The 26,989-nt window shown below is 70.7% G+C and carries 25 protein-coding genes; 17 read left to right on the top strand and 8 right to left on the bottom strand.

Translation table 11 applies throughout. From position 1 onward, the window contains the following. Positions 1 to 42: 42 nt before the first annotated feature. The gene (locus tag DJ73_RS05580; protein ID WP_094557481.1) at positions 43 to 951 is read left to right on the top strand and encodes a DUF106 domain-containing protein; all 909 of its coding nucleotides are present in this window, start codon (positions 43 to 45) and stop codon (positions 949 to 951) included. A 56-nt stretch (positions 952 to 1,007) separates the two neighbouring features. Here the strand turns inward: DJ73_RS05580 and DJ73_RS05575 are convergent, their stop codons facing one another. Together DJ73_RS05575 and DJ73_RS05570 are read right to left on the bottom strand one after the other, a co-directional pair. Continuing rightward, positions 1,008 to 1,715, bottom strand: coding sequence for a hypothetical protein (locus tag DJ73_RS05575; protein ID WP_094524702.1), 708 nt, complete (start codon positions 1,713 to 1,715; stop codon positions 1,008 to 1,010). 280 nt (positions 1,716 to 1,995) lie between these two features. Beyond that, positions 1,996 to 3,324 carry a carboxylate--amine ligase gene (locus tag DJ73_RS05570; protein ID WP_094557480.1) on the bottom strand — a complete coding sequence of 443 codons (1,329 nt, stop codon included), beginning with the start codon at positions 3,322 to 3,324 and terminating at the stop codon, positions 1,996 to 1,998. Between the two features lie 104 nt (positions 3,325 to 3,428). Between DJ73_RS05570 and DJ73_RS05565 the strand changes: the two genes are divergently transcribed. After that, on the top strand, positions 3,429 to 3,935 hold the full coding sequence (locus DJ73_RS05565; protein ID WP_094524700.1) for a DUF5813 family protein: 507 nt from the start codon (positions 3,429 to 3,431) through the stop codon (positions 3,933 to 3,935). Positions 3,936 to 4,084: 149 nt separating this feature from the next. Then, positions 4,085 to 4,408, top strand: coding sequence for a hypothetical protein (locus tag DJ73_RS05560; protein ID WP_094524699.1), 324 nt, complete (start codon positions 4,085 to 4,087; stop codon positions 4,406 to 4,408). A 35-nt stretch (positions 4,409 to 4,443) separates the two neighbouring features. On the opposite strand, the gene tmk is transcribed toward DJ73_RS05560, so the two are convergent. Continuing rightward, positions 4,444 to 5,043, bottom strand: coding sequence for a dTMP kinase (gene tmk / locus DJ73_RS05555; RefSeq protein ID WP_094524698.1), 600 nt, complete (start codon positions 5,041 to 5,043; stop codon positions 4,444 to 4,446). 162 nt (positions 5,044 to 5,205) lie between these two features. Here tmk and DJ73_RS05550 point away from each other — a divergent pair, with 162 nt between their 5' ends. The 7 genes from DJ73_RS05550 (at position 5,206) to DJ73_RS05520 (ending at position 12,854) form a co-directional block, all read left to right on the top strand. Further along, the gene (locus tag DJ73_RS05550) at positions 5,206 to 6,585 is read left to right on the top strand and encodes a hemolysin family protein (protein WP_094557479.1); all 1,380 of its coding nucleotides are present in this window, start codon (positions 5,206 to 5,208) and stop codon (positions 6,583 to 6,585) included. A gap of 84 nt (positions 6,586 to 6,669) precedes the next feature. Then, the gene (locus DJ73_RS05545) at positions 6,670 to 7,536 is read left to right on the top strand and encodes a universal stress protein (RefSeq protein WP_094557478.1); all 867 of its coding nucleotides are present in this window, start codon (positions 6,670 to 6,672) and stop codon (positions 7,534 to 7,536) included. A 147-nt stretch (positions 7,537 to 7,683) separates the two neighbouring features. Next, complete coding sequence (locus DJ73_RS05540; protein WP_094524695.1) at positions 7,684 to 8,580, top strand: complex I NDUFA9 subunit family protein; 897 nt, start codon at positions 7,684 to 7,686, stop codon at positions 8,578 to 8,580. 157 nt (positions 8,581 to 8,737) lie between these two features. Beyond that, on the top strand, positions 8,738 to 9,916 hold the full coding sequence (locus DJ73_RS05535) for a tubulin/FtsZ family protein (protein WP_170938216.1): 1,179 nt from the start codon (positions 8,738 to 8,740) through the stop codon (positions 9,914 to 9,916). A gap of 13 nt (positions 9,917 to 9,929) precedes the next feature. After that, the gene (cofC, locus tag DJ73_RS05530; protein WP_094557477.1) at positions 9,930 to 10,613 is read left to right on the top strand and encodes a 2-phospho-L-lactate guanylyltransferase; all 684 of its coding nucleotides are present in this window, start codon (positions 9,930 to 9,932) and stop codon (positions 10,611 to 10,613) included. Positions 10,614 to 10,720: 107 nt separating this feature from the next. Beyond that, positions 10,721 to 11,884 carry a 7,8-didemethyl-8-hydroxy-5-deazariboflavin synthase subunit CofG gene (gene cofG, locus DJ73_RS05525; protein ID WP_094557476.1) on the top strand — a complete coding sequence of 388 codons (1,164 nt, stop codon included), beginning with the start codon at positions 10,721 to 10,723 and terminating at the stop codon, positions 11,882 to 11,884. Between the two features lie 109 nt (positions 11,885 to 11,993). Further along, complete coding sequence (locus tag DJ73_RS05520) at positions 11,994 to 12,854, top strand: mechanosensitive ion channel family protein (RefSeq protein ID WP_094557475.1); 861 nt, start codon at positions 11,994 to 11,996, stop codon at positions 12,852 to 12,854. A gap of 27 nt (positions 12,855 to 12,881) precedes the next feature. Here DJ73_RS05520 and DJ73_RS05515 read toward each other — a convergent pair whose 3' ends face one another. Next, the gene (locus DJ73_RS05515) at positions 12,882 to 14,354 is read right to left on the bottom strand and encodes an MATE family efflux transporter (protein ID WP_094557474.1); all 1,473 of its coding nucleotides are present in this window, start codon (positions 14,352 to 14,354) and stop codon (positions 12,882 to 12,884) included. 127 nt (positions 14,355 to 14,481) lie between these two features. On the opposite strand from DJ73_RS05515, the gene thiE reads away from it, so the two are divergent. Further along, positions 14,482 to 15,114: a thiamine phosphate synthase gene (gene thiE / locus DJ73_RS05510; protein ID WP_094524689.1), complete on the top strand. Its 633-nt coding sequence runs from the start codon at positions 14,482 to 14,484 to the stop codon at positions 15,112 to 15,114. A gap of 69 nt (positions 15,115 to 15,183) precedes the next feature. On the opposite strand, the gene DJ73_RS05505 is transcribed toward thiE, so the two are convergent. Together DJ73_RS05505 and DJ73_RS05500 are read right to left on the bottom strand one after the other, a co-directional pair. After that, positions 15,184 to 16,035, bottom strand: a complete 852-nt coding sequence (locus tag DJ73_RS05505; protein WP_094527405.1) for an SDR family oxidoreductase — start codon at positions 16,033 to 16,035, stop codon at positions 15,184 to 15,186. Positions 16,036 to 16,536: 501 nt separating this feature from the next. Further along, positions 16,537 to 17,241 (bottom strand): SDR family oxidoreductase, encoded by a 705-nt coding sequence (locus DJ73_RS05500; protein ID WP_094524687.1) that lies wholly within the window; start codon positions 17,239 to 17,241, stop codon positions 16,537 to 16,539. 150 nt (positions 17,242 to 17,391) lie between these two features. On the opposite strand from DJ73_RS05500, the gene DJ73_RS05495 reads away from it, so the two are divergent. From DJ73_RS05495 to DJ73_RS05470, 6 genes are all read left to right on the top strand, one after another. Next, complete coding sequence (locus tag DJ73_RS05495; protein WP_094524686.1) at positions 17,392 to 18,891, top strand: NAD(P)/FAD-dependent oxidoreductase; 1,500 nt, start codon at positions 17,392 to 17,394, stop codon at positions 18,889 to 18,891. 8 nt (positions 18,892 to 18,899) lie between these two features. Next, the gene (locus tag DJ73_RS05490) at positions 18,900 to 19,787 is read left to right on the top strand and encodes a prenyltransferase (RefSeq protein ID WP_394338280.1); all 888 of its coding nucleotides are present in this window, start codon (positions 18,900 to 18,902) and stop codon (positions 19,785 to 19,787) included. Continuing rightward, the gene (cruF, locus tag DJ73_RS05485; protein WP_094557473.1) at positions 19,784 to 20,686 is read left to right on the top strand and encodes a bisanhydrobacterioruberin hydratase; all 903 of its coding nucleotides are present in this window, start codon (positions 19,784 to 19,786) and stop codon (positions 20,684 to 20,686) included. The genes DJ73_RS05490 and cruF overlap by 4 nt, the downstream gene beginning before the upstream one ends. 97 nt (positions 20,687 to 20,783) lie before the next feature. Beyond that, positions 20,784 to 21,341, top strand: coding sequence for a diadenylate cyclase (locus DJ73_RS05480; protein ID WP_094524683.1), 558 nt, complete (start codon positions 20,784 to 20,786; stop codon positions 21,339 to 21,341). A 1,232-nt stretch (positions 21,342 to 22,573) separates the two neighbouring features. Then, positions 22,574 to 23,749: an alpha-D-ribose 1-methylphosphonate 5-triphosphate diphosphatase gene (locus DJ73_RS05475; RefSeq protein ID WP_094557489.1), complete on the top strand. Its 1,176-nt coding sequence runs from the start codon at positions 22,574 to 22,576 to the stop codon at positions 23,747 to 23,749. A 171-nt stretch (positions 23,750 to 23,920) separates the two neighbouring features. After that, entirely contained in the window at positions 23,921 to 25,192 is a 1,272-nt protein-coding gene (locus tag DJ73_RS05470; protein WP_094557472.1) for a glycosyltransferase family 4 protein, read from the top strand. Between the two features lie 139 nt (positions 25,193 to 25,331). Here DJ73_RS05470 and DJ73_RS05465 read toward each other — a convergent pair whose 3' ends face one another. Both DJ73_RS05465 and DJ73_RS05460 read right to left on the bottom strand, forming a co-directional pair. Then, entirely contained in the window at positions 25,332 to 26,288 is a 957-nt protein-coding gene (locus DJ73_RS05465; RefSeq protein WP_094525781.1) for a phosphoadenosine phosphosulfate reductase family protein, read from the bottom strand. Between the two features lie 59 nt (positions 26,289 to 26,347). Further along, positions 26,348 to 26,989: ATP-binding protein (locus tag DJ73_RS05460; protein ID WP_141212908.1), on the bottom strand; the 642-nt coding region annotated here is incomplete at its 5' end.

Genomic DNA, 26,989 nt, shown 5'->3' with positions numbered 1-26,989 from the left:
ATCCTACAAGGTTCTTAACCGTCGGCCGCTAACCGACCGATAATGAGTAAGGTCGAACGGAGAGTCCGCTCGCTCGTCGACGAGGACGGCGAGATGCGGGACGCCTTAGAGATCGTCCTCGACCGCGCCACCGACGGCGAGGTCCAGTGGGTCGACGTCCGCGACGAGATCACCAGCGGCCAGTGGGGCCGCCTCATCGAGAAGGAGATCCTCGTCGACGGCGAACGCGGCTTCGCGCTCGCAGACCCCGACGAGATCGAGGCGGGGATGAACGAGAACGACGGAGACGACGGGGGGGACGTCGAGACCCCGGAGACGACGTCGTGGACGAAGTGGGACAAGCTCGCCGCCGTCGCGACGATCGGCGCCTTCGTCGGCTACGCCGTCGGTCCCGTCCGGGACGCGATCGCGGGGGCGATCGACATCGTCCTCGGTCCCCTGTTGAACCTCGTCCCCTTCTACGTCGTCATCATGGTGATCGCGCTCGGGACCGGGCTGTACTCCACGCTGCTTCGGGCGGGGCTCATGGACATGGAGAAGATGAGCCAGTACCAAGAGCGGATGAAGGACATCCAAGACCGCCGTAAGGAGGCGAAAGAGCGCGACGACGACGAGGCGCTCGACGCCATCCAAGAGGAGCAGATGGACGCGATGGGCGACCAGCTCGGGATGTTCAAAGAGCAGTTCCGCCCGATGGTGTGGATCATGTTCCTCACCATCCCGGCGTTCCTGTGGATGTTCTGGGTGATCGGCTACCGCGGCTCCGACTCCGCGTACCCCGAGGTCGCCGCGCAGGAGCTCGTGGTGCCGCTCGCCGGGACCGTCACGTGGGACACGGGCATCGTCGGCCCGATCCAGATGTGGATCCTCTGGTACTTCCTGTGCTCGATGGCGTTCACCCAGCTCGTCCAGAAGAGCCTCAACATCCAGATGTCGCCGTCGACGTCGTAACCCGTTTTCGACGCGAAGTTCGTGTCGGTGTCGCTGATTTCAGCGGCACCACGTTCTCAGTCGGAGTTCGTCGCGCCGTTTCGGATCCGTTCGAGGGCGAATCCGAGAGCGAGCGCGCCGACGAACAGGAGGACGCTCCCTCCGACGACGGCCGTTTCGGCGGCCCGCGGGACCTGCTCGACGTCCGAGACGAACACGCGGACGTCGAACGCGACCACGACGACGGCGCCGACCCCGTTGAACGTCATGTCGAGCACCGTATCGCGGAGCCCGTAGTACTCGAGCACCGGCGGTCTGTCGATGTACTCGCCGAGGTCGCGGGCGGCCAGTTCCATGAACTCCCAGAAGACGCCGGCGCCGAGCGTGAACAGGACTGTGAAAATGGCCGCGTAGGGGCCCGAGACTTGCGATCCGAGCGCGGACGGGGCCCGGAGGCTCGCGTAGACGACTGCCGCGACGAGCGCGGCGGAGACGCTGTGTGTGAGGTGGTCCCACCACCGCACGGTGTCGTACCACCCCAGCATCCCCAGCATGTGGAGGAACCCCGCGACGGCGATCCACGCGGAGAGCGCGGGGCCGAACGCGACGTCCGCCCCGCTTGTGAGCGCGAATACGAACTCGGTGAACGTCGGAAGGGCGGCCGCGACGGCGGATGCGACCCCGTTCACGACCGCCTGGAGGTTCCGGGACCGCAGCCCGATGAGGACCGTCGCGACGATCCCCGTCGAGAAGACGAAGAAGGCGGTTTGCAGGGCGTTCGTCATGAGACGGAGGGAGGGAGTGTAACGTAGCGGTCGGCGTGCTGGTAGGCTTTACGCAGTCGCCCGCGCGCTCGTTCCGTCGGGGAGGCCGAGTCCCGCGTCGGGGCGAGCGGTAAGGGCCGCTTCGATCGAATCGAACGAGCGGGCCCCTCGGACGCGTACCGAACGAGCGGGCCCATCGGACGCGTACCGAACGAGTGGGCCCCTCGGACGCGTACTCGGCGGAGCCGCCGAGCGGGAGTTCACCGCTCGCCGCGGCGGGACGACCGCCGCGCCCGTCGCCTCAACAGGAGCAGTAGTAGTCGCGGTCGACGAACGCCGTCTCGAACAGCTTCGCGGCCGGGGCGGGGTCGGAGGGCCGGTAGACGCCGGTCGTCAGGTCGCCCTCGCGCTCGAACGCGCCGGAGACGAGCCGCCGCCAGTCGGCGGTCGAGAGCTGGTCCCAGAAGGCGTCGTCGCCCGCGAGAAGCGAGAGGTAGTCTCGGAGGGACACCCACCGGGTCGGTTCGGTTCCGCCGGACTCGTACTCGGCGTCGGTGACCGCGGCGTAGGCGGCCATCGGGAGGTTCGCCCCCGCGGCGACGGGCATCGAGATCCACTTCCACGGGCGGGTGTTGACGTCGAGCAGGAGGAACTCCTCGCGGTCGGCGTCGTAGACGAACTCCGCCTCGCTGATCCCGTGGTAGCCGGCGTCGTCGAGCACCGCGAGGGCGCGCTCCTCGATCGCGGGCTCGTCGGCCGTCTCGACCAGACAGGACGTGCCGAACTGCTGGGGGTACCGCACCGCCGCGTTGCCGACGACCGCGAGCGCGTCGCCGGTCCCCGACGGCGGCACGTAGGAGGCGAGCGAGTGGTCCCGACCCGTCACGATGTCGACGCGCTTCTGGGCCATCACGGCGATCCCCTCGTCGCTCGCGGCCGCCACGACGTCCTCGAACTCCCCGCGGTCGGCGACCTCGATCACGTTGGTGCCGAACGCCTCCTCGAAGTCGCGCTTGAGCTCTGGTTTCACCACCAGCGGGAAGCCGAGCGCGGCGGCGGCCTCGTCGACCCCGGCGTCCGGCTCGCGCGTCGCCGCCGACGCGGTCTCCGCCAGCCGGTACGTCTCGGGGTACGGCACGCCGAGCGCCTCGCAGGCCGCGTACAGCGACGACTTGTTCAACACGTCGTCGAGCGTGTCGATCCCGGCGAAGGGGAGCCGGACGCCGTCGGGGTCGGCCTCGGCGTACGCCAGCGCCCACTCGTCCATGCAGCCGAACGCGACCGCCTCGGTCCCCGCGGCGTCGACGACCGCCTCCACGTCGTCGCGGAAGCCGTCGAGGTCGTCGAGGGGGTAGCTGACCGCGCCCGCGAAGTCGACCGCGTCCGAGGGCGGAGCGAGCCCGTCGTGGCGGACCGCGCCGGCCTCGCCGGAGTCGGTACCGGCCGCGCCGCCCCCCTCGGCGTCGCCGGCGCGGTCGAGCGCGATCACGGGCACGTCGTGGGCGTCGAGCGCGCGAGCGACGCCGAGTCCGGTCACGTGGGCGTTGCTGACGAGGGCCGGCGGACGGTCGAACGAGGCGTCCGCGAGCGCTTCGAGGAGCGCCTCGGTCGAGAGGAACTGCGCTGCCATACGCGGCGTTGACCGTCCGAATACAAAGGCGCACCAGTATCGGCTTCGCGTGCCACTACCGGTGACGCAACGCGCTTTTGTTCGCGCCGCGCCTCCCTCTCTGTATGAGCGAGACAGAGCTTCCCGGGCGGGTCCGACGCGCGTTCGCGGACCACGGCTCCTTCGAGCCCGCGGACGACGCGGGCGTGTGGACCTCCGAAACGACCGCGTTCGACGGGACGGTCCGCGCCGAGCCCGCCGAGGACGGCCGAGTGCGGTTCGCGGTGACCGTCCGGGTGCCGACCTTCTCGGCGGCGACCGCGAGCGAGGTCGCCGAGGTGGTTGAGGAGGGGTGGACCGAGACGTTCGAGCTCCGAGTCGTCGACGTCGGCGGCGTGACGCGCGGCGACCGCGAGTTCGACCCGACCGTCGCGGTCGGCGACGACGAGATCGCCGTCGAGTTCGAGCTGACCGATATCAACGAGCGACGCGGCGTCGACGACGCGGGGGCGCTCATCGACTTCGTCGAGGGGACCTACGTGCAGGGCGTGATCCCCGGCTACGAGTACGTCGACCCCGTCGCGGGACTCCTGTCGGCGGCGCGTCAGCAGGGGAACGACGGCGCGGTTTAACTGGGAGTCAGGGCGGACCGGCCGCGGACTGGCCACGGACGCCTGCAGACCGGCCGCGGACGCTCGCGGATCAGCCGCGGACGCTCGCGGATCGGCCGCCGGCAGCGCCGGGGCGATAGGGGCAAATGCCGGGAGCCCGTACGGGAGGTATGCTCGCGCTGATCGGGTTCGTCAGCCTCCTCGCCCTCGTGGCGTTCCACACGCTGGTCGCCGGGGTGACGACCCGCTTCTTCCGGCTTCGGCTGTCGACGTCGTGGGGGTCGGTGGTGTACACGATCGTGTTGACACCGATGCTCCTACTGATCTCGACGCTCGTGTTCACGGGCGCGCTCAACGTCGGCGCCGGGGTCAACCTCGGCAGCACGACCGTCCTGTTCGGACTGCTCGTCTTCCTCCCGGTCGTGCTCGGCGCGGCCATCGACTACCTCTACGTGCCCTCGCCGGAGGAGTACGAGCTGCCGGACACGCAGTAGGGGGACGACCCGGACGAAATCACGCGGGCGGCGACCTACTCCTCGACCAGGTCCGCGACGACCTCCGCGACGCGGGCCGTGACGTCCTCGGGCGACCGCGCCGCGTCGACGCGGACGAACCGGTCCGGCTCCGCCTCGATCAGCCGCTCGTAGTTGTCGCGGACCGCGGCGAGGTAGCCGTCCTGCTCGAACTTGTTCGTGCGGCCCGCGCGCTCGGCGGCGGCGCGGGCGTCCAGGTCGAGGTAGACCGTCGCGTCGGGCGGCCGCGAGAAGGGCTCGTGGACGCGTCGGATGTATTCGAGGGGGTCGACACCGCCGAGCGCGACGTCGCTCGCGTCGAGCGTCGCGGCCTGATAAGCGAATCGGGAGTCGGAGTAGCGGTCGGAGACGACGAGGTCGCCGTCGGCGAGGGCGGGCCGAATCGTCCCGGAGAGGTGGTTCGCGTGGTCCGCGGTCAGCAGGAACAGCTCCGCGAGCGGATCGGCGTCGTCGGCCGCGATCGACCGGTCGACCGCCTCGCCGTACCAGCTGTCGGTGGGCTCCCGGGTGAACGTCGCGTCGGGGTAGCGCTCGCGGAGCGCCTCCCAGACGGTCGTCTTCCCGCTCCCGTCGAGCCCCTCCAGCGTGATCAGCATGGTCGCGCTCGGACGCGCCGGGGAATAAACGGTCCGGGTTCCGCGAGCGCGACGTGCCCTCCGGATTCCGGGGGCGTGGACGTGCCCCTTTTTAGTGACCCGCTGACGAACTACCGTCATGACCAGCCACGCTCCCGCGCCGCGACCGACAGGGAGGCATCGATGGTAGCCGTCGCGGTCTCCGTCAGTCGCGTGTTCGGCGCGCTGGTGTTGGTGGTGCTGAACGGCTTCTTCGTCGCGTCGGAGTTCGCGTTCGTCCGGGTCCGGTCCACTTCGGTCGAACAGCTCGCCGCCGAGGGTCGGCCCGGGTCGGGCGCGCTCCAGGACGTGATGGGGAGTCTCGACGACTACCTCGCGGCGACGCAGCTCGGGATCACGCTCGCGTCGCTCGGGCTCGGGTGGATCGGCGAGCCCGCGGTGGCCGCGCTCATCGAGCCCGTGCTCGGGTCCGTGCTCCCGGAGAGCGCGGTCCACCTCGTCGCGTTCGCGATCGGGTTCAGCGTCATCACCTTCCTCCACGTGGTGTTCGGCGAGCTGGCGCCGAAGACGATCGCCATCGCGCAGGCCGAGCGCATGGCGCTCATGCTCGCCCCGCCGATGAAGCTCTCCTACTACCTGTTCTCGCCCGGCATCGTCGTCTTCAACGGGGCCGCGAACGCCTTCACCCGCGCCATCGGGATCCCGCCCGCGTCGGAGACCGACGAGACGATGGGCGAACGCGAGATCCGGCGCGTCCTCGCGCGCTCGGGCGAGGCCGGCCGCGTCGACCCCAGCGAGGTCGACATGATCGAGGGCGTCTTCCAGCTCGACGACACCGTCGTCCGGGAGGTGATGGTGCCGCGGCCGGACGTGGTGACCCTCGCCGCCGAGCTGACCCTCCCCGAGATCCGCGAGACGGTGCTGGAGGCGGGACACACTCGGTACCCGGTCGTGACCGACGAGGACGCCGACCGCGTGGTGGGTTTCGTCGACGTGAAGGACGTGTTGCGCGCCGGCGAGGACGGCGACGAGTCGGCGACGGCCGCCGGCCTCGCGCGGGAGATCGTCGTCGTGCCCGAGACGACGGCGATCGGCGACCTCCTCGTCCAGTTCCGGGAGGAGCGCCGGCAGATGGCCGCCGTCGTCGACGAGTGGGGCGCCTTCGAGGGGATCGTCACCGTCGAGGACATCGCGGAGGCGCTCGTCGGCGACCTCCGCGACGAGTTCGACACCGAGCGCGGCGAGCACACGATCCGCACGCGGGAGGGCGGCGCGTACGAGGCCGACGGCTCCGTCTCCCTCTCCGTCGTCAACGACGCGCTCGGGACCGACCTCGAGGGCAACGGGTACGACACGCTCGGCGGGCTCGTGTTGGACCGGCTCGGCCGCACGCCGGAATCGGGCGACGTCGCCGAGGCCGGCGGCCACCGCTTCGAGGTCACCGCCGTCGACGGTGCCCGGATCTCGACGGTGCGGATAGCGTCGATCGACGGCGGCGACGGAGCGGGCGGCGGGAAACCGGAAGCCGACGGAGAAGACGGGCGCGGCGACGGCGGCGCGTGACCGACTGAGGAGCGCGGCGACGGCGGCGCGTGAGCGGTCGACGGGCGCGGGCGTTTTTTATCGGTCGGCCGCGACTCTCCGCGCATGTTCGACCGGATCCTGTTCCCGACCGACGGCGGCGACGGGGCGGACGCGACGTTCGACCACGTCCTCGACCTGGCCGCGGACCACGACGCGACGGTCCACGTGCTCAACGTCGCCGACACGACCCACGACAGCGTCACGCGAGTCGGTCGAGACGTGGTCGACGTGCTCGAACGCGAGGGCGAGGACGTCGTCGACGCGGCCGCGGAGCGGGCCGCTGACCGCGGCGTCGAGACCGTCACGGCGGTGCTCCAGGGCGGCGTGGGCGAGACGATCGTCGCGTACGCGGCGGAACACGAGGTCGACCTCGTCGCGATGCCGACGCGCGGGCGGGAGGGCCTCGACCAACTGCTCCTCGGGAGCACGACCGAGCGCGTCGTCCGCCGGTCGCCGGTCCCGGTGCTCAGCCTCCGGCCCGACGGCGGGGCGCCGCGGTACCCGTACCGGAACGTGCTCCTGCCGACCGACGGGAGCGATCGGGCCGCCGAGGCGCTCGACCGCGCCGTGGCGCTGGCGGCGCGAAGCGGGGCGACGCTCCACGTGCTCTCCGTCGTCGACGTCGGGACCATCGGGGCCGAGGCGTACTCGGGCACCGACGCGCTCGTGTCGGCGTCCGAGGAGACGGTCGCGGACGCCGTCGCCGTCGCCGAGGCGGCGGGCGTGGAGACGGTCGAACGCGTCGAGGTCGGCTCGTCGGCGGCCCGCGGGATCCGGTCGTATATCGCGGACCACGACGTCGACCTCGTGGTCATGGGCACCCGGGGGTTGACCGGCGTCGAGCGCTACCTGCTCGGGAGCGTCGCCGAGCGCACCGTCCGGACCTCCCCGGTGCCGGTGTTGACCGTGCCGGAGAGCGACTCGGAGTGAGGCGGACGCGAGCACGGAACGAGGTCTGATCCCGGTCCTGAACGAGATTGGAGTGAGGCCGGCCGCCGAGGTCGAAACCGCGACACCGCTCCGCGCGCCGCCCGACATCGCGGTAGGTTTACGGGGGCTCCTCGCATTACTCCGCGCATGAAGGTGTTGGTAGCAGGCGGGACCGGGTTCATCGGGTCGTACCTCTGTCGCGCGCTCGCCGAGGGGGGCCACGACGTGACCGCCCTCTCCCGCTCGGGGAGCGAGACGCCGGAGGGCGTCGACGTCGTCAGGGGCGACGTCACGGACTACGACTCGATCGCCGGGGCGGTGGAGGGGCAGGACGCCGTGGTGAATCTGGTCGCGCTCTCGCCGCTGTTCGAGCCGAAGGGCGGCAACGTGATGCACGACCGGATCCACCGCGGCGGCACGGAGAACCTCGTGAACGCCGCCGAGGCGGGCGGGGTCGACCGGTTCCTCCAGCTCAGCGCGCTCGGGGCCGACCCCGACGGCGACACGGCGTACATCCGCGCGAAGGGGGAGGCCGAGGAGATCGTTCGCCGGAGCGGCCTCGACTGGACGATCTTCCGGCCGTCGGTCGTCTTCGGCGAGGGCGGGGAGTTCGTCTCGTTCACCAAGCGGCTGAAGGGGATGTTCGCCCCGGGGCTTCCGCTGTACCCGCTTCCCGGCGGCGGGAAGACCCGGTTCCAGCCGATCCACGTCGAGGACCTCGTTCCGATGTTGGTGGACGCGCTGGAGGAGGAGGAACACGTCGGCGAGACCTACGAGATCGGCGGCCCGGAGACGCTGACGCTCCGGCAGGTGACCGACCTCGTGTACGAGGCCGAACGCAAGGGCGTCACCATCGTCCCGCTGCCGATGCCGCTCGCCAAAATCGGCCTGTCGGTGCTGGGCGCCGTGCCCGGCTTTCCGATGGGGCCCGACCAGTACCGGTCGTTACAGTTCGACAACACGACCGCGGACAACGACGTCGCCGCGTTCGGCGTCGACCCCGGCGAACTGACCACGCTCGGCGCGCACCTCGGCGTGCGATGACGGGGTCGATCGGGGGACGTGACGGCGATCCGGGCGACGACACCGAAGTCGCGGCGCCGTTCGTGTCACTCAGGTGGCTATCAGCGATGGTAACGGCAACCGAAGGCTTAAATATGCCTTCACGTTCTGTTTCTTTCAAAGGCCGAGGGAGCACACGATGAAACTTGCAATGATCGGATTCGGACAGGCGGGGGGGAAAGTCGTCGACAAATTCCTGGAGTACGACAAGCGGACGGGATCGGAGATCGTCCGCGCGGCCGCGGCCGTCAACACGGCCAAGGCCGATCTGATGGGCCTCGAGCACGTCGCCGAGGACCAGCGCGTACTCATCGGGCAGTCCCGGGTGAAGGGCCACGGGGTCGGCGCGGACAACGAGCTCGGCGCGGAGATCGCCGAGGAGGACATCGACGAGGTGCAGGGTGCCATCGACTCGATCCCGGTCCACGAGGTCGACGCGTTCCTCGTCGTCGCCGGGCTCGGCGGCGGTACCGGCTCCGGCGGCGCGCCGGTGCTCGCGAAACACCTCAAGCGGATCTACACCGAGCCCGTCTACGGGCTCGGGGTCCTGCCGGGTAGCGACGAGGGCGGGATCTACACCCTCAACGCGGCCCGCTCGTTCCAGACGTTCGTCCGCGAGGTGGACAACCTGATGGTGTTCGACAACGACGCCTGGCGGAAGACGGGCGAGTCCGTTCAGGGCGGCTACGAGGAGATCAACGAGGAGATCGTCCGGCGGTTCGGCATCCTCTTCGGCGCCGGCGAGATCCAGCAGGGGCAGGAGGTCGCCGAGAGCGTCGTCGACTCCTCGGAGATCATCAACACGCTATCCGGGGGCGGCGTCTCCACCGTCGGCTACGCGGAGGAGGAGGTCGAGGAGCGCAGCTCGGGGGGACTGCTCTCGCGGCTCCGCAACGACGACGGGGGAGACGAGCTCGACAGCGCGCACACCACGAACCGCATCACCAGCCTCGTTCGCAAGGCGGCGCTGGGGCGGCTCACGCTGCCCTGCGAGATCGAGGGCGCGGAGCGCGCGCTGCTCGTGCTCGCGGGACCGCCGGAGTACCTCAACCGGAAGGGCATCGAGCGCGGGCGGAAGTGGCTCGAAGAGCAGACCGGCTCGATGGAGGTCCGCGGCGGGGACTACCCGTACCGCGGCGCCGGCTTCGTCGCGACGGTGATCCTGCTGGCGGGCGTCACGAACGTCCCGCGGATCAAGGAGCTCCAACAGGTCGCCATCGAGGCGCAGGACAACTTGGACGAGATCCGCGAGGAGAGCGACGAGAACCTCGACGAGCTCGTCAGCGACGACAGCGACGAGCTGGAATCCCTGTTCTAGGGCGACCCTCCCGATGGAGGTCCTCGTCCCGTTCTCGACCGACCGCCCCAAGTCGCGGCTCTCCGCCGTCCTCGACCCGGACGAGCGGAAGGCGTTCGCGCGGGCGATGCTCCGCGACGTGCTCGACGCGGTCCGGGCCGCCGGCGGCGACCCGCGGGTGCTCGCCACCGGGCCGGTCGAGGCCGACCTCGCGTGCCCCGTCGACGTCGACGAGCGACCGCTGACCGACGCGGTCAACGCGGCGCTCGACGAGCGAACGGGAGACGGTGGCGGCGGGGGCGAAGGGAACGACGGCGACCCTGACCCCGTCGCGGTCGTCATGGCCGACCTCGCGCTCGCGACGCCCGAGGCGCTCCGGGAGCTGTTCGCGGCCGGTCGCGAGGCCGACGTCGCGATCGCGCCCGGTCGCGGCGGCGGGACGAACGCCTTCGTCGCGAGCCACCCGGCGTTTCGGGTGGATTACCACGGCGCTTCCTACCTCGACCACCGGCGGATCGCCGCGGAGGTCGGCGCGAGCGTCGCGGTCGTCGACTCCCACCGGCTCGCGACCGACGTGGACGAGCCGGCGGACCTCGCGGAACTGCTGATCCACGCCGAGGCGGACGAGGGGAGCGGCGGCAGGGCGGCGCGGTGGCTCCGCGACGCCGGCTTCGCGCTCGACGCGACGGAGGGGCGGGTCGGCGTCGAACGGGAGTGAGCCGGGACGGACCGCATCCGAGCGACCGGGGCGTCGAGCGCGAAGCCGACGGGCGCGAGGGATCCGGGACCGCGATCCTTTTTGAACCGCGAGCGTGAGAAGCGGACGTGTTCACGGCGGCCGGCGAGTACGGGATCGACCTCTCGATCGACGCGGACCGCGTGGAGCGGCTGCTCTCGATGACGCCCGCCGACGTCGACCCCGCGGAGCGGCTCACCTTCGCCCGGAACGTCTTCGTGCCGCTGACGACCGCCTGCCGGTACACCTGCACCTACTGCACCTACTACGACGTGCCGGGCGAGGCCTCCCTGCTCTCGCCGGCGGAGGTCCGCGAGCGCTGCCGGGTCGGCGCCGACGCCGGCTGCACGGAGGCGCTGTTCACCTTCGGCGACGACCCGGACGACCGGTACACCGAAATCCACGAGACGCTCGACGAGTGGGGGTTCGACTCGGTCCACGACTACCTGTATCGCGCCTGCGAGATCGCCTTGGAGGAGGGGCTGCTCCCGCACTCGAACCCCGGCGACCTCACGGAGTCGCAGTTCGCGGCCCTGCGGGAAGTGAACGCCTCGATGGGCGTCATGCTGGAGACGACCGCCGACGTCGACGCGCACGGCGGCGGTCGGCGGAAGACCCCCGGCCAGCGGCTCAACACGATCCGGGCCGCGGGCCGCCGAGGCGTCCCGTTCACCACGGGGATCCTCGTCGGCATCGGCGAGGATTGGCGGGACCGCGCGGAGAGCCTCCTCGCGATACGCCGGCTCCACGAGCGCCACGGCCACGTCCAGGAGGTGATCGTGCAGAACGTCGTCCCGAACGAGCGGTCGGACTTCGCGAAGCCCGATCTCCGGACGATGCGCCGCGTCGTCGCGATGGCCCGGGCGGCGCTCCCCCCGGAGGTGTCGGTACAGGTCCCGCCGAACCTCTCGCCCGCGGCCGACCTCGTCGACTGCGGGATAGACGACCTCGGCGGCGTCTCGCCGGTGACGGACGACTACATCAACCCGGCCTACGAGTGGCCCGACCTCGACGGCCTCCGGGCGGTCGCCGACGCGGGCGGGATGCCCCTCCGCGAGCGGCTCCCGACCTACGAGCGGTACCTCCCGGACGACCTCCGACCGGCGGGCGTCGACCCCGCCCGCTCGCCGGCGGGCCGCGACGGGTGGCTCCCCTCCGCGGTGATCGACCGGATCCGCGCGGACGACGTCCACGGGCGGCGGCTTCGCGGGGTCGCCCGCGGCGACGGACCGCTCGCGGTCCGCGGCGACTGAGCGGACCCCGGTTCGCGGGTCGCGTGCGGCTCCGAACCGGGCGACGGACCCGGGATAAACAACTGCGCTGCCAGTAGCTTCTTTAAATACCTCTCCGAATGGGTGCGTGATGCTACCACTACAGTTCGGCGGGTTCGGATTGAGCGCGGCCCTGACGGGGATCCTCTTCTCGGTGGCCCTGTTCCTCGTCGGGTTCGTGGGCGTGTTGCTGCTGGGCAAGGTCGTGCTCGTGCCGGCGGTCAAACGGGTGTTGAGGTCGCGAGGGTTCGACGAGGCCGTTCTCAGCCTCGGGTCGAGCGTGGCGAACGCCGTCGTCTGGGTGGCGGCGATCGCCATCGGATTCACGATGGCGGGCTACGGCGCGTTCCTCTCGGCGTTCGCCGTCTTCGGCGGCGCCATCGCGCTCGCGGTCGGCTTCGCCGCGCAGGACCTCCTCGGCAACTTCGTCGCCGGGATATTCATCCTGAAGGACAAGCCGTTCGAGGTCGGCGACTGGATCGAGTGGGACGGGAACGCCGGCCGCGTCGAGGACATCGACCTGCGCGTCTCGCGGGTCCGGACGTTCGACAACGAGCGGATCACGGTACCGAACGGCGACCTCGCGAACGGCGCCGTCACCAACCCGGTCGCCTACGAGACACTGCGCCAGAAGTTCGTCTTCGGGATCGGCTACGACGACGACATCGCGCAGGCGACCGACATCATCGTGGAGAAGGCGCGGGCGCACGAGGAGATCCTCGACGACCCGGGCGTCTCGGTCCGGCTCGTTGAGCTCGGCGACTCGGCCGTGGGACTCCAGTCGCGCTGGTGGATCTCGGACCCGGACCGCGGCGACTTCGTCCGGGTGCGCTCGGAGTACGTCACCGCGGTGAAGGAGGCGTTCGACGAGGCCGGCATCGACATGCCGTACGTCCACCGGCAGCTCACCGGCAGCGTCGAGGTCCTCGAGTCGGTCGCCGACGACGAGTGACGGGTCGGCCCGCGAGAGCCGTTTCGGTTAGTCTGTCGACGCGTCGCCCTCCGCCGCGTCCGGCCGGTACTGCCGGCTGACCGCCTGCCACCGGTCCGAGCGGAACCGCGCGAGGTTCAACCCGGCCGGCACCAGCTTCTCGGCGATCACCGCCGCGTACAGCCCGCCGACGCCGAGCGGCGTCACCAGCCCGAGCAGCGCGGCCGGGAGCGCGACGACGTACAGCCCGACCATCGACGCGAGGAACGGCCAGCGGGTGTCGCCCGCCCCTCTGAGCGACCCGGTCACCGAGCCGTCGACGCCGAGCGGGACCGCCGATATCGCGGCGACGACGACGAAGGCGGCGGTCGCGGTCACGGCCGCCGGGTCGTCGACGAACACGCCGGCGATCGGGTCGGCGGCCAGCAGGACGACCGCCGACGCGAGGGCGTAGACGACCGCCGACAGCCGGATCACGTCGCGGCCGTACTCGGTCGCGAGCGACTCCTCGCCCGCGCCGAGCCGCTGGCCGACGAGCGTGCTCGCGGCGATGGAGAAGCCCCAGCTGAAGCTCCCGAGGAGCGCCCGGACGCGCCGCCCGACCTCGAGGGCCGCGACGGTGGCGTCGCCGAACGAGGAGGCGATCCACAGCAGGGGGAACACGGCGACGCCCTCGGCCACGCGGCGAGCGATCAGGGGCGCGGAGACCCGGAGGAGCTGTCGGACCAGGCCGGCGTCGATCCACGGGCCGTCTCGCCCGATCGGGATCGGCGAGGCGCCGCGCCCGAAGTACGACCGGCCGGTCATCCCCCACGAGAGCGCGACCCCGACGGCGGCGACGGAGACGGCGGTGCCGAGCCCCGCGCCGAACACGCCGAGGCCGGCGCCGAGCACGAGCCAGGCGGTGAGCGCGACGTTGAGGAGCGCGCCCCCGGCCCGGACCACCATCGGCGTGAACGTGTCGCCGACGCCGGCGTACGTGCGGCTCGCGATCATGTTGAAGAACTCGAAGGCGAGCGCCGGCGCGGTGACGGCGAGGTACACCGTCCCGGCCCGGAGGGCGGTCCCCTCGCCGCCGACGAGGGCGATCAGGGGCTCCGCGAACGCGACGAAGCCGACGACGATGGGCGCGGCGAGCGCCAGCGCGACGAGGAGAGAGGCCTTGACGACGAGCGCGGCGCGGTCGCCCTCGCCGCCGCCGTAGTTCTGCGAGACGAGCGACACCGTCCCGCCGGCGAGCCCGATCGAGACGAACTTCGCGAGCTGCCAGTAGGCGAACGCGAACGCCAGCCCGGCGACGGAGGGCGCCCCGAGCGCGATCCCGACGACCGCCAGGTCGACCGTGTTCTTCGACATGATCGCGAACCCGGTGACGACCCGGGGCCACGCGAGGTCGAGGGTCTCCCCGAGCCGGTCGCGGTCGATGACGCCGGCGCGGTCGAGCCCGTCCGCCGTCGCCGAGCCGAGCCGCGAGAGCGCGGAACGGAGTCGGGCGGCCGCCGCCCGGAGTCGTGATCGCATCACCGTCGGTACGGGGCGGCGCGGCTTGGGTCTGTTCACCGCGGCGGGTCGCGGGGGGCGTCCCGATCCGCGCGGGACCGTCGCTCGAACGGTAGCTTTTCACGGCGACCGCCCGAAGGTACAACTAATGAATACCACTGAGTGGCGGACGTACCTCGTGACGCAGTCGAGCCGGTCGGCGGGCCGCGACACCGAGGCGGTCGTCGAGGCGGCGCTCGCGGGCGGCGTCGACGCCGTGCAGCTCCGCGAGAAGGACGCGCCCGACGCGGAGCGGTACGAGGTCGGGACGCGGCTGCGCGAACTCACGGCCGACGCCGGCGTCCCGCTGATCGTCAACGATCGGGTCGACATCGCGGCCGCTATCGACGCCGACGGCGTCCACCTCGGGCAGTCGGACCTCCCGATCGAGGTCGCGCGCGAACAGCTCGGCGACGACGCGATCGTCGGGCGCTCGACCTCGACGGTCGAGCAGGCGGAGGCGGCCGCGGCGGCGGGCGCCGACTACCTCGGCGTCGGGGCGGTGTACGGGACGCGCACGAAGGACGTGCCGGACGCGAGAGACGGGATCGGGACCGAGCGGGTCCGGGAGATCGCGAGGGCGGTCGACCTCCCGGTTATCGGGATCGGCGGGATCGACGCCGACAACGCGGGCGCGGTGGCCGCGGCCGGCGCGGCGGGGGTCGCGGTCGTCTCCGCGATCACCGCCGCCGAGGACCCGGAAGCGGCGACCGCCGCGCTCCGGGAGGCGGTCACGGAGTGACGACGGGTCGCGACGGCCTCCATGCGGTTTCGGCGCCGGCGACGCGTCGTCGCCGCACCGGGGGCGAGGTCACGCCTCGCGCTCGAACGACGGGTCGAACAGCCGCGCCGACATCGGCGCCGGGTCGCCCTCGGTGAGGTTGTAGTCGGAGAAGTCGGTGACGCCCGCCTCCCGGAGCAGCGCCTCGTCGTAGAAGCTCTCGCCGGTGCACTCCGAGGGGTCGCGCGCGAGGATCTCGAGCACCGCGTCGGAGACGATCTCCGGGGTGCGCCAGTCGTCCTCGGTCCCGAGCCCGAAGTAGCGGGTCGCGCGGGTGTCGATCGTCGTCACCGGCCAGAACGTGTTACAGCCGACGCCGTCGCTCGCCAGCTCCTCGGCCAGCGAGAGCGTGATGAACGACATCCCGAGCTTCGACCACGCGTACGGCGCCTTCCCCGGCGAGCGGTCGGTCACGACCGGCGGCGAGTTCGACAGGAACCACGCCTCGTCGAGCCCCGCGAGGTGGTCCGCGAACGCGTGCGCGACGAGGTGGGTACCGCGGACGTTCACGTCGGTCAGGAGGTCGAACCGATCGGCCGGCAGGTCGGCGACGTTCGCGAGCTGGATCGCGCTCGCGTTGTTGATCACGACGTCGACCTCGCCGAAGCGGTCGATCGCCGCCCCGACCGCCGCCTCGACGCGGTCCTCGTCCCGGAGGTCGAGTTCGAGCGCGAGCGCCTCGGCCCCGCGGTCGCGCACCTCGCGGGCCGTCCGCTCGATCGACCCCGCCAGCTCGGAGTCGTCGTCGTCGGTCGTCTTGCCCGTCGAGACGACGTTACAGCCGCGGTCGGCGAGCGCGAGCGCGAGTTGCTTGCCGATGCCGCGGGTCGTTCCGGTGATGAACGCCGTCGAGCCCGAGAGGTCGGGGTCCGCGAGTGCCATATCCCCCCTTCGACCGACCGAGGGATAATTCTCGGTGTCCGGGCCGCGGAATCGGCGAGACGATATTTAAATATCAATAAGCGAAGACGACGATCAGTTGTAAACAACAACCGCGGTGGCGCGTGCCTCCGAGCGCCCTTCGGGCGCGAGGAGCACGCGCGAGGGAGGCGGTCGCCCGAGCGAAGCGATGGGCGACCGGCGAGGCTGGGGAGGCGTGAGGTGCGGTCGCTGTGTGGGGCGGGACTCAAAGGGGCAGCCGCGCTCGACGAACCCCAGCGACGCAAGGACCACAGGGAGCGTAGCGACCGAGGACCGCAGCAAGCTGTGGGAGTCGAGCGCGGCTGCCGCTTCGGAGGTGTTCTCCGCCGATCCGTCAGCGACTATTTATAAGCGAGCGACTGCCGCTTCGGAGGTGTTCTTCGCCGATCCGTCAGCGACTATTTATAAGCGAGCGGCTGGGGCTTCGGAGGTGTTCTCCGCCGATCCGAACTCGATCGAGTCCTATCGCGTCGCCGACTTCCACTCGCGCAGCCCCAGTCGCTCGCCGTTCAGCTCCTCGGCGGGCGCCTCGGTGGCCGCCCAGACGAACAGCGGCGCGACGCTCTCGGGGTCGCGAGCGCGCTCCATGCCGGTGAGGTCGGTGGCGACGAGTCCCGGGTCGACGACGCCGACCGTCGCGTCGAGGTCGGCCGCGAACCCGCGCGCGACCGCCTCGGCCGCCGCCTTCGAGACCGCGTACGCGCCCATCCCGGCCTTCGACTCGTGGGCGACCGACCCCGAGGGGACGATCACCCGCGCGTCGTCGGCGAGGTGCGGGACCGCCTCGCCGATCGTCGCGAAGGCGCCGCGGGCGTTGGTGCGCATGGTGTCGTCGTAGTCGGCGTACGAGACCTCGTCCGTCGGGCTCTCGCCGGGGCCGCCGTGAAAGACGGCGGCGTTCGCGAGCACGACGTCGATCGGTCCCCCCTCGCGGGCGGCCCGCTGGAAGAAGCGCTCGAGGTCGAACTCGTCGCGGACGTCGACGCGCTCGCCCCACGCCTCGCCGGCGGCGCCCTCCCCGTCGCCGTTCAGCTCCGCGACGGTCCGATCGACCGCGTCGCCGTCGCGGCCGGAGACGGCGACGAACGCCCCCGCCTCGACGAACGCCTCGGCAACCGCCCGCCCGATCCCGCTCGTTGCGCCGGTGATCGCGACCGTCGGATCCATATGCGAATCGGTAGGGGCGTCGGCGACTTAGGCGTACCCACTCGCCGCGTCGGATCGGCGGCCGTCGGCGGCGGAGCCGAGACGGGCGGAGCGGGGGACCGCCGCCGCGTCTGGCCGGTATTTATACCGCCGCCGCCCCTACGATCTAACATGGACGTGGCCCCGGACATCGACGCCGTGGCCGGCGAATCCGTCGTCGTGATCGGCGGTGGATTCGGCGGTCTCTCGACAGCCTGTTACCTCGCGGACGCCGGCGCGGACGTGACCCTCTTGGAGAAGAACGAACAGCTCGGCGGGCGCGCGAGCCGACTGGAAACCGACGGGTTCCGCTTCGACATGGGCCCCTCGTGGTACCTGATGCCGGACGTGTTCGAGCGCTTCTTCGGCCACTTCGGCCGCTCGCCCGACGAGTTCTACGAGTTAGAGCGGCTCGACCCCCACTACCGCGTGTTCTGGAAGGACGGCGACAAGGTCGACGTGCTCCCGGACCGCGAGGCGAACCGGGAGCTGTTCGAGGAGTACGAACCCGGCGCAGGCGAGGCGTTCGAGGCGTACTTAGCGGAGTCGGAGCGGACGTACAACATCGGGATGGAGCACTTCGTCTACGAGGACCGGCCGCGCCTCCGCGACTACGTCGACAAGGACGTGCTCCGGTACTCGTGGGGGCTCTCGCTTTTGGGCAAGATGCAGGGACACGTGGAGGACTACTTCGACCACCCGAAGCTCCAGCAGCTGATGCAGTACACCCTCGTCTTCCTCGGCGGCTCGCCGTACAACACCCCGGCGCTGTACAACCTGATGAGCCACGTGGACTACAACATGGGCGTCTACTACCCCGAGGGCGGGATCGGCGCCGTCGTCGACGGGATCGTCGAGCTCGGCGACGACCTCGGCGTGGAGTACGTCACCGACGCCGAGGTGACGGGGATCGAGGGGCGCCGCGGCGCGTTCGCGGTCGACACCGCCGACGGCGAGCGCTACCTCCCGGACCTGGTCGTCTCCGACGCCGACTACGCGCACACCGAACAGGAACTGCTCCCGCCGCGCAAGCGGCAGTACACCGAGGCGTACTGGGAGTCGCGGACGTACGCCCCCTCCGCGTTCCTGTTGTACCTCGGCGTCGAGGGCGACGTGCCGAACCTCGAACACCACACGCTGGTGCTGCCGACGGCGTGGGACGGTCACTTCGAGCAGATCTTCGACGACCCGGCGTGGCCCGACGACCCCGCCTACTACCTCTGCGTGCCCTCTGAGACCGACGACACGGTGGCGCCCGAGGGGCACAGCAACCTCTTCGCCTTGGTCCCCGTCGCGCCCGGGCTCGAGGACACGCCCGAACTGCGCGAGGAGTACCGCGACCTCGTGTTGGACGATATCGCCGAGAACACCGGAACGGAACTCCGCGACCGGATCGTCGTCGAGGAGACGTTCAGCGTCGACGACTTCGCCGACCGGTACAACAGCTATCAGGGGAGCGCGCTCGGCCTGGCGCACACCCTGCGACAGACCTCGCTGCTCCGGCCGTCCCACGAGTCCGACGCGGTCGACGGGCTCTACTTCACGGGGTCGACGACGACGCCCGGCATCGGCGTCCCGATGTGTCTCATCAGCGGACAGATAACGGCGGAGACGGTCTCGAAGACGGCGTGAGGAAAGCCGTGACCGACACAGCGACCGACTCCGGCCGGCGGGCGTTCGCCGAGGACCTCCGGTACCTGCTGGTGTTGTCGCGGCCGCGCTTCTGGCTGTACCTCGCGGGCCCCGTCGCGGTCGGCGTCACGTACGGTATCGGCGACGTGAGCGAGCTGTTCACGCCGACGACCGTCGCGCTGGCGGCGTACTTCCTCGTCCCCGCGAACGTCTTCCTCTACGGCGTCAACGACGCGTTCGACGCCGACATCGACGAGCTGAACCCGAAGAAGGAGGACCGCGAGGCGCGCTGGCGTGGGAGCCGCCTCGTCGCGGTCGCGGTGCTCGCGTCGGCGCTCGCGGGGCTCGCCACCTTCGCGCTCGCGCCGCGGGTCGCGTGGCCGTACCTCGCCGGGTTCCTCCTGCTGTCGGTGGGGTACAGCGCCCCGCCGGTGCGGTTCAAGACGACGCCGTTCCTCGACTCCGTCTCGAACGGCCTGTACATCCTCCCCGGCGCGGCCGCGTACGCGACCGTCGCCGGGGTCCACCCCCCGCTCGCGGCGCTCGCGGGCGCGTGGCTCTGGACGATGGGGATGCACACGTTCTCCGCGATCCCCGACATCGAACCGGACCGGGCCGCCGGGATCCGGACGACGGCGACGCTGCTCGGCGAGGGACGGACGTACGCCTACTGCTTCGCGTGCTGGGCCGTCGCCGCGGCCGCGTTCGCCTCGGTCGACCTCCGGCTCGGGGCGCTGCTCGGCGTGTATCCGGTCTTCGTCGCGTGGGTCGCCGCCTCGTCGGTGTCGGTCGACCGCGCGTACTGGTGGTTCCCGGCGCTGAACACCGCCGTCGGCACCCTGCTGGCGATGGGCGGGCTGTGGCGCGTCTACCCGATCACGGAGGTGCTCGCGTGAGCGACCCGGACGGATCGGCGGGGTCCGCGAGGTCGGCCGAGTCGGCCGCGTCCGGCGTCGACACGCTCCGAGCGCGGCTTCCCGACACGCGCCGCGAGGCGGAGCGCCTGCTCGACCGGACCGTCCGCGAGAACCGGTTCACCATCGCCGTGCTGTTCCCGCTCGTCGGCGCGCTCGCCCTGGTCGGCAGCGCGGAGGGATGGGTGCCGGAGCCGTTCGCCTTTCACCCGTGGTTCGTGCTGTTCGGGGTGTTGGTGATGCGCTCGCCGCTCGTCGTCGGGGTGTTGCCCGCGCTCGACCGCCGCGCGCTCGGGTGGATCGGCGTCCTGACCGCGTACACCTACGCGATCGAACTGGTCGGCGTCGTCACGGGGTGGCCGTACGGAACCTTCGAGTACGTCGTGGACCTCGGGCCGATGCTCGGCGGCGTGCCGGTCGCGCTCCCGGTCTTTTTCATCCCGCTCGTGGTCAACGCGTACCTGCTCTGTCTCCTCCTCTTGGGCCCGCGGGCCTCGAACGGCTGGCTCCGGCTGGCGACCGTGATCGCCGCGGTCGTCGCGATGGACGTGGTGCTCGACCCCGGCGCGGTCGCGCTCGGCTTCTGGAGCTTCGGCGGCGGGAGCTTCTACGGCGTCCCGCTCTCGAACTACGCCGGCTGGGTGGTGTCGGCGACGGTCGCGGTCGTCACGCTCGACCGCGCGTTCGCGGGGACGACGCTCCGCGACCGCCTGCGCGACTGCGAGTTCATGCTCGACGACATGGTGAGCTTCGTGATCCTCTGGGGCGGGATCAACCTCTGGTACGGGAACCCCCTCCCGGCCGCCGTCGCCGCCGCGTTCGGCGTCGGACTCCTCCGAGCGGACCGGTTCGACGCGCGGCTGTTCACCCCGTGGGAGTGACTCCCCGACCCGACTCGGTATCGCTTATATACGTCCCCCTCCTTTCCGGTGATATGAGCGTTCAGGAGAGTCGCGCGCGGCCCGGCGAGGAGGGGGAATGAGTCGGCTAACGATCGAGTACGGCGCTCACGAGCGCGTCAGCGAGGTCGTCGACCGGCTGACGTACTGCGCCGAGCACATCAGCGTCGCGTTCGACGGGTGGGAGGAGCCGCACGTCAAGGGACCGGGACTGTACTTCGCGGTCGTCGCCGACCGCGGCTACGGCGCGTACGCCGACGCGATGGGGGACAACCGCTGGCCCCGGGAGGACTGCGCGTCGGTCTTCGACGAGGACGCGTTCGTCGACGCCGCCAGGACGGTGAGCGTCGAACGGGACGGGGGGATCGTCGTCGCCGTCGACGGCGAGGTCGAGGAGCAGATGGTTCGCTTCCGCGACCTCGGCACCCGGAGCGGCGAGTCCCGGCTCGTCGACGACGTGAGCTACGAGCCGTGGATGGGGTCGCGGCACATGAGCGCGATCGAGACCTCGGTCCGGCCGGAGGTCGTGGCGACGGTGACGCTGAGCGAGGAGACGGGGCGTGTGAGCGTCTTCCGCGACGGCGATGCAACGTCGATGCGGCGCAACGAGATCGGCGGCGAGTGGCGCGCCGAGTAGGCGCCGGACGAAGATTTCGGTGTCGTCGACCGCGTTTCTACCCCCGAGCCCGGACGTCGTTCAGGTCGGGAGCCGACGGCGAGGCGGCGGGACCTCCGAGTGCCCGCGTCCGGGAGTTTTCCTCCGACGGAGACGGAGACCCATCGAGCCGGACGTCGCGGTGCGATCGGAGACGCGGCGCGGGCTGTCGAAGTTCGGTGTCCCCGCCGCTGTACCGCACTACTTTCGCTCATGCAGATATCATCGACTTCTTATAAATCTGGGTTCGTGCGGTCATTCGACCGCTTGCGGCCCGACTCGGAGAGCCGGTCGACGGCCCGCGGATCGAACGGGTCCGTACCACGTCGCAGTCGACGGAGCCACCAGTCGGATCGACGACCCGCGCGACCGGTCTGACGCAACCGTCGGTTCGCGACCGATGAAATCGCTCTCGTTCGGCCGCGTCCGCCGAGGGTACGGATTCTCGACGGCGATGGCGCTCACAGAGTTGGGATCGCGCCTGCAGAGTTGGGATCGCGCCCGCAGAGTTGGGATCGCGCTTGCAGAGTTGGGATCGCGCTTGCAGCGGTCCGCGGGGAACCGCGGGTGGCCACTGCGACTCGCCTCGCGGTGGAGTCCCGTGGGCCCACGTTGCGCGTCACCGAACCGGACTCCGATTCCGAGGCGAGATACGGCCGGACCGAAACGGAAATAAATATAATAAAAGTGGTAGTATATAGAATATACCAGTTTTTATACTATTGTAACGCCGATCCGACGGTCGTCGAAACGGCGTCGCGATACGCGACCCTCGTCGCAGTCCGGTCGACCCGGACAGCGCCGCCGTCGACGGCGGCGAGGTCGAAAGGGCGTCGCCCGGCCGATCCGTGCGGTCGCATCGCAAGCCCAATCGGTCGAGTCGCCCGCCGGGCACCGGCTTCCGAACGGGTCATCGGCTTCCGAAGGGGGGTCGCGTGTGGGCGATGCAGATTCTCGGATTCCTCGGGGTCGGTGGTCTCGACTCGTGCAGACCGTTCGCAACGGGGCGGAGGCGCCGTCGGAGACGAGTCGGGAGTTGCCTCGGAGAACACCCGTGAAGACCCGTCTGCGTCGCGTTTTAGCCCTCCGATAGCCGAGTTCCGCCGACTTCCGCGGCTCTGAACGAGTGATTAATAAAGATAGCGCCGGCCCAGAGTTCGGCTCATGTGCCGACGGACAGAACGGGCGCTCGCGCCGGCCGACGGGTGGCGGAGATGACCGATCCCGTCGAGATCCGGAACGGTTCGATCGTGACGCCGCACGGGGTCATCGAGGGCGGACGCGTCGTCCTCGCGGACCGTCGCGTCGCCGAAGTGGGCGACGCCGGGACGGAACCGATCCCCGAGGCGACGACGGTCGACGCCGATGGGAACGTGGTGATGCCCGGGCTCGTCGACCTCCACGGGGACGACGTCGAGGACGAGTTGTATCCGCGATCCGGCGCGCGCGTCGACGCGCGGGAGGCCGTGATCGCCGCCGACCGCAGGAACGCCGCTGCCGGGATCACGACGAAGTTCCACGCGATCGCGTTCGAGGAGACGCCGTCGGAGGACCGCTCGATCGCCGACGCGACCGACCTGGGTCGGGCGATCGCCGGCGCGGAGGAGACGCTATGCGACAACCGGATCCACGCGCGGTGCGAGCTCTCGGAGGAGAGCGTCGGAGCCGTCGAATCGCTCCTCGAGGCGGTCCCCGTCGATCTCGTGTCGGTGATGCATCACTCCCCGGACGGCGGACAGTTCGACGACGAGGAGTTCAGCGACCACTACGTCGAGCAGCGGGACTGCACGCGGGAGTCGGCCGCGACGCTCGCGGTCCGACGCCGAAACACCTCGACCCGGCAACGCATCGAGTTCATCGGCCGGGTGGCCGCCCTCGCCCGCGACCGGGGAGTACCGCTCGCGTCCCACGACGACGACTCGCCCGAGGCGGTCGACAGAATGGCCGCGATGGGCGCGTCGATCAGCGAGTTCCCGGTGACGCTGGAGGCGGCGGCGCGAGCGACGTCGGAACACGGCGTCGCGACGACGATGGGCGCTCCAAACCTCGTTCGCGGCGGGAGCCTCTGGGGGAACCTGAACGCGCGGGAGGCCGTCGACGCCGGCGTCGTCGACGCCCTCTGCACGGACTACCACCCGCAGTCGCTGCTGAAGGCCCCGTTCGTCGACACCGGCGAACCGCTGGCGACCCGAGTCGCCCGAGTCACGGTCAACCCCGCGGAAGCCGTCGGGCTCTACGACCGCGGCCGACTTCGGAGGGGCGCCCGTGCCGACGTGCTCGTCGTCGATCCCGACCCGACCCCGACCGTCGAACGCGTCTACGTCGGCGGGCGGGAGGCGGTACGGACGACCCGCCCAGACGACGCCCGCGAACGCGTCCCGACCGCCTGAGGCGCGTCATCGCCGCCGTCGTTCGGTACGGCCGTGAGTCGTCGCGGCCGCGGTTCGTCGCGACTGACGGTCCGACCCGTCGAGAGGCGGCGCCGGCGCCCGAGCTGAACGGAGAGGACGGACCCCGATTACTCTCCAGATAAATATCCCCAACAGAACGCCAGTAGGCACATGACCGAACCGAATCTCGACGTCGGGTTCGTCCCCGTCGAGTGCCCGGGACAGGGGAAGACCGGGGCCGCGAACACGTCCTCCCTGTTGATCGAGACGCTGTCGCACCGGCACGATCTGACCGTCTACGTGGTCACACAGCAGGAGGCGCGGCGGGCGGACCTCCCGGCGCGGGACCGCGTCGAGTACGTCGTCCAAGACGATCTCTCGATGCTGCCGCACCCGATCGCGACGAAACAGGATGCGCTGCGCTCGAAACGAGCCGAACTCGAGGGTCACGACCTCGTGCACTCCTACTCGTCGGCGTTCATTCCCACGCTCGCGACGCTCGACTGCCCGACGCTCGCGACTCTCAACTCCTATCTCGCCGTGTGTCCGACCGCCAGCTTCCGATACCACGGCCGGGAGAGCTGTTCGGGTCCGGGACCGCTGAAGTGCGCCGGCTGCGTGCCGGCGACCGCGATCAACCGACGGAACGGGGCGGAGTCGGAGACGAAGGCCGCCTACCTCGCGGCCGGTCGGGCGCCGCTGGTGAAAGAGTCGATCGAGCGGTGCGACGAGGTCACGGCCTATCAGGCGCTCTCTCCTCACCTCCGCGACGACTACGTCGGCGTCGGGTTCGATCGGGACCGGATCCGCGTCATCCCGCACTTCTACGACGAGCGGTTCTGCGCCGAGCCGCCGGAGACGAAGCCCGCTCGGCCCCGAGCGACCGCGGAGGATCCGGTCCGACTCCTCTACGCCGGGTCGCTACGACAGATCAAGGGCGTCGACGTCCTCTTTCGGGCGTTACCGGCCCTCTCGGACCGCGGGGTCGAGGCGGAGCTGCACGTGGCCGGCACCGGCCCCCTCGAGGATCGACTTCGAGAGATCGCCGACACCCTCGGCACGGGCGACCGGATCGTCTGGCACGGGTTCCTCGAACGGGAGGAGCTCGCGTCTCAGTACCGGAAGGCGGACGCGTTCGTGTACCCCGGCGTCATCGACGAACCGTTCGGCCGCGTGATGCTGGAGGCGCTCGCCAGCCGGACGCCGATCGTCAGCTCCGACACCGGGAGCATGGCGGCGATCGTCGGCGACGCCGGGGTCCTGTTCGAACCGGGGGACGAGGAACGGCTCGCTGCGGCGGTCGAGCGGCTCATCGCCGAGTATCCCGCGCGGTGCGACGCGATCGGGGACCAGCTCGCGACGTTCGCCCCCGAAACGGTGCTCGAAGAGTTCTGCGACCTCTACCGCGAGACGGTCGAGACGGCCGATAGATCCGGTCGTTGAGCCGGACCGTTCACGGTCGCGGACCGCGTTCCGACGTGCGGTCAGGGCAAACCGCGCGTGCCGTCGCTCGTCGACCCGGCCCTCGCTCGTCGACCCGGCCCTCGCTCGTCGACCCGGCCCCGTTCCGATTCCGTCCGACCTACATGTACCCGAGGTCGCTGAGCCGCTCCATGAGGTCCTCGTCGTCCCGCGTGCCGCCGGTCCGCCCGGTCGTCCCCGCACGCTCCTGTACCCAGGCCGGGGAGTCGTCCTCCTTCTCGGCCGAGACGGCGCTCCCGAGAGACCGGTACCCCTCGAAGTAGCGGCCGGAGACCGGCACGTCTTCGACGTCGACCCCGTCCGGGAGATCGGCCGCGCTTTCGGGGAGGCGTCCCTCCTCCGGGAATTCGGGGACCGTGGCGGGGACGACCTCAGTCCACATCGCCTCCCACACGTCGGCCTCCGTGAACGGGAGGATCGGATGGACGCGGTCGTGCGTCGGGTGCGCGTCGGCCGATCGACTGGCCGAGAAGAACGTCTCGTCGGTCCGGGCCCCCCGTTCGTCCCACCTGACGGCGGAGACGACGCCGTCGACGTCGTGGGTCTCGATCGCGTCGTTCAGCGGCACCGTTTTGAGGAGGTGGTTGCCCACGTAGCCGTCGAGGAGGAACGGGAACGTCTCGCCGTCGTATTTGAGAACGTCCCGGACGTGTCGGCGGTTCGCTTCGTTCAGGTCCGCGACGCGGACCTCGTCACCGGGGTCGGTCGCGTTGGCCGCCACGTCCTCGTTGCGAGCCACGTGGAGGTCGATCCCCCACTCGTCCGCCCATCGCTCCACGAACTCAACGACGTCCGGGAAGTGCTGAAAGTGGTCGAGGAACACCGCCGGCGGTCGGTCGTATCCGCGTCGGTCGGCGACCGCGCGGACGACGTGGAGCGTCAGCGTCGAGTCCGCTCCGCCGGTCCAGACGACCGCCGGGTCGTCGTACGCCTCGAGCGCTCGGTGAGCCACGTCGAACGCCTTGGCCGCCTTGTCGCTGAACGTCGGGTAGTCGGTGGGAAGTTCGTCCGCACCGTCGCCGTAATCGACGTCCGCGTGCTCCGGGGTCCGTGTCATACCGTTCGGTCTCACGCGACCGACCCACATTATGAAGCGGTCCCTAATGTCGGGACCCCTCAGCGCTGCGCGCCGCCGTCGCCGTGGGTCGACGGGTCGACCGATCCGACGGCGTCCGCGGGGACCGCGGCGGCGTCACCCTGCTCGCCGCCGGAAGGAGGGGTTTTCGGGAGCGTGAAGTGGAACACGGAGCCGACCCCCGCCTCCGACTCGACGCCGATGGATCCGCCGTGGCTCTCGACAATCTTCTCGCACGTCGCCAGCCCGATACCGGACCCCGTCTCGTCGTGGCCGCTGGAGAAGATCTCGAATATCCCCTCCGTTTCCGCCTCGGTCATCCCTCCGTTTTCGTCCGCCACCGCGAACCGGACCATCTCGCCAGCGGGCTCCGCGGTGACGTGTACCTGCGGCCGACCGTCGGCGTGTGTTATCGCGTTCTCCACGAGGTTCTGGAACAGCTGGACGACGAGGGTCCTGTCGGCCGCGACGGTCGGAAGGGAGCCGGCGGTGATCCTCGCTCCGGATTCGGCGATTGTCGACCGGAGGTTCTCGATCACCTCCTCGAACACCGCCTCGGTGTCGACGGCCTCGAAGGACACCTCGCCGCCGCCGCGGGAGTATTCGAGTAGGTCGTCGATCATCGACGACATCCTGGCCGCGCCGTCGATCGCGAACTCGACGTACTCCGACCCGTCGTCGCC

The organism is Halorubrum sp. Ea1, assembly GCF_002252965.1.
In the GTDB taxonomy this organism is placed as follows: Archaea; Halobacteriota; Halobacteria; order Halobacteriales; family Haloferacaceae; genus Halorubrum.
The sequence above is the reverse complement of the archived record's forward strand: the minus strand, read 5'-3'. Positions and strand labels throughout refer to the sequence as shown.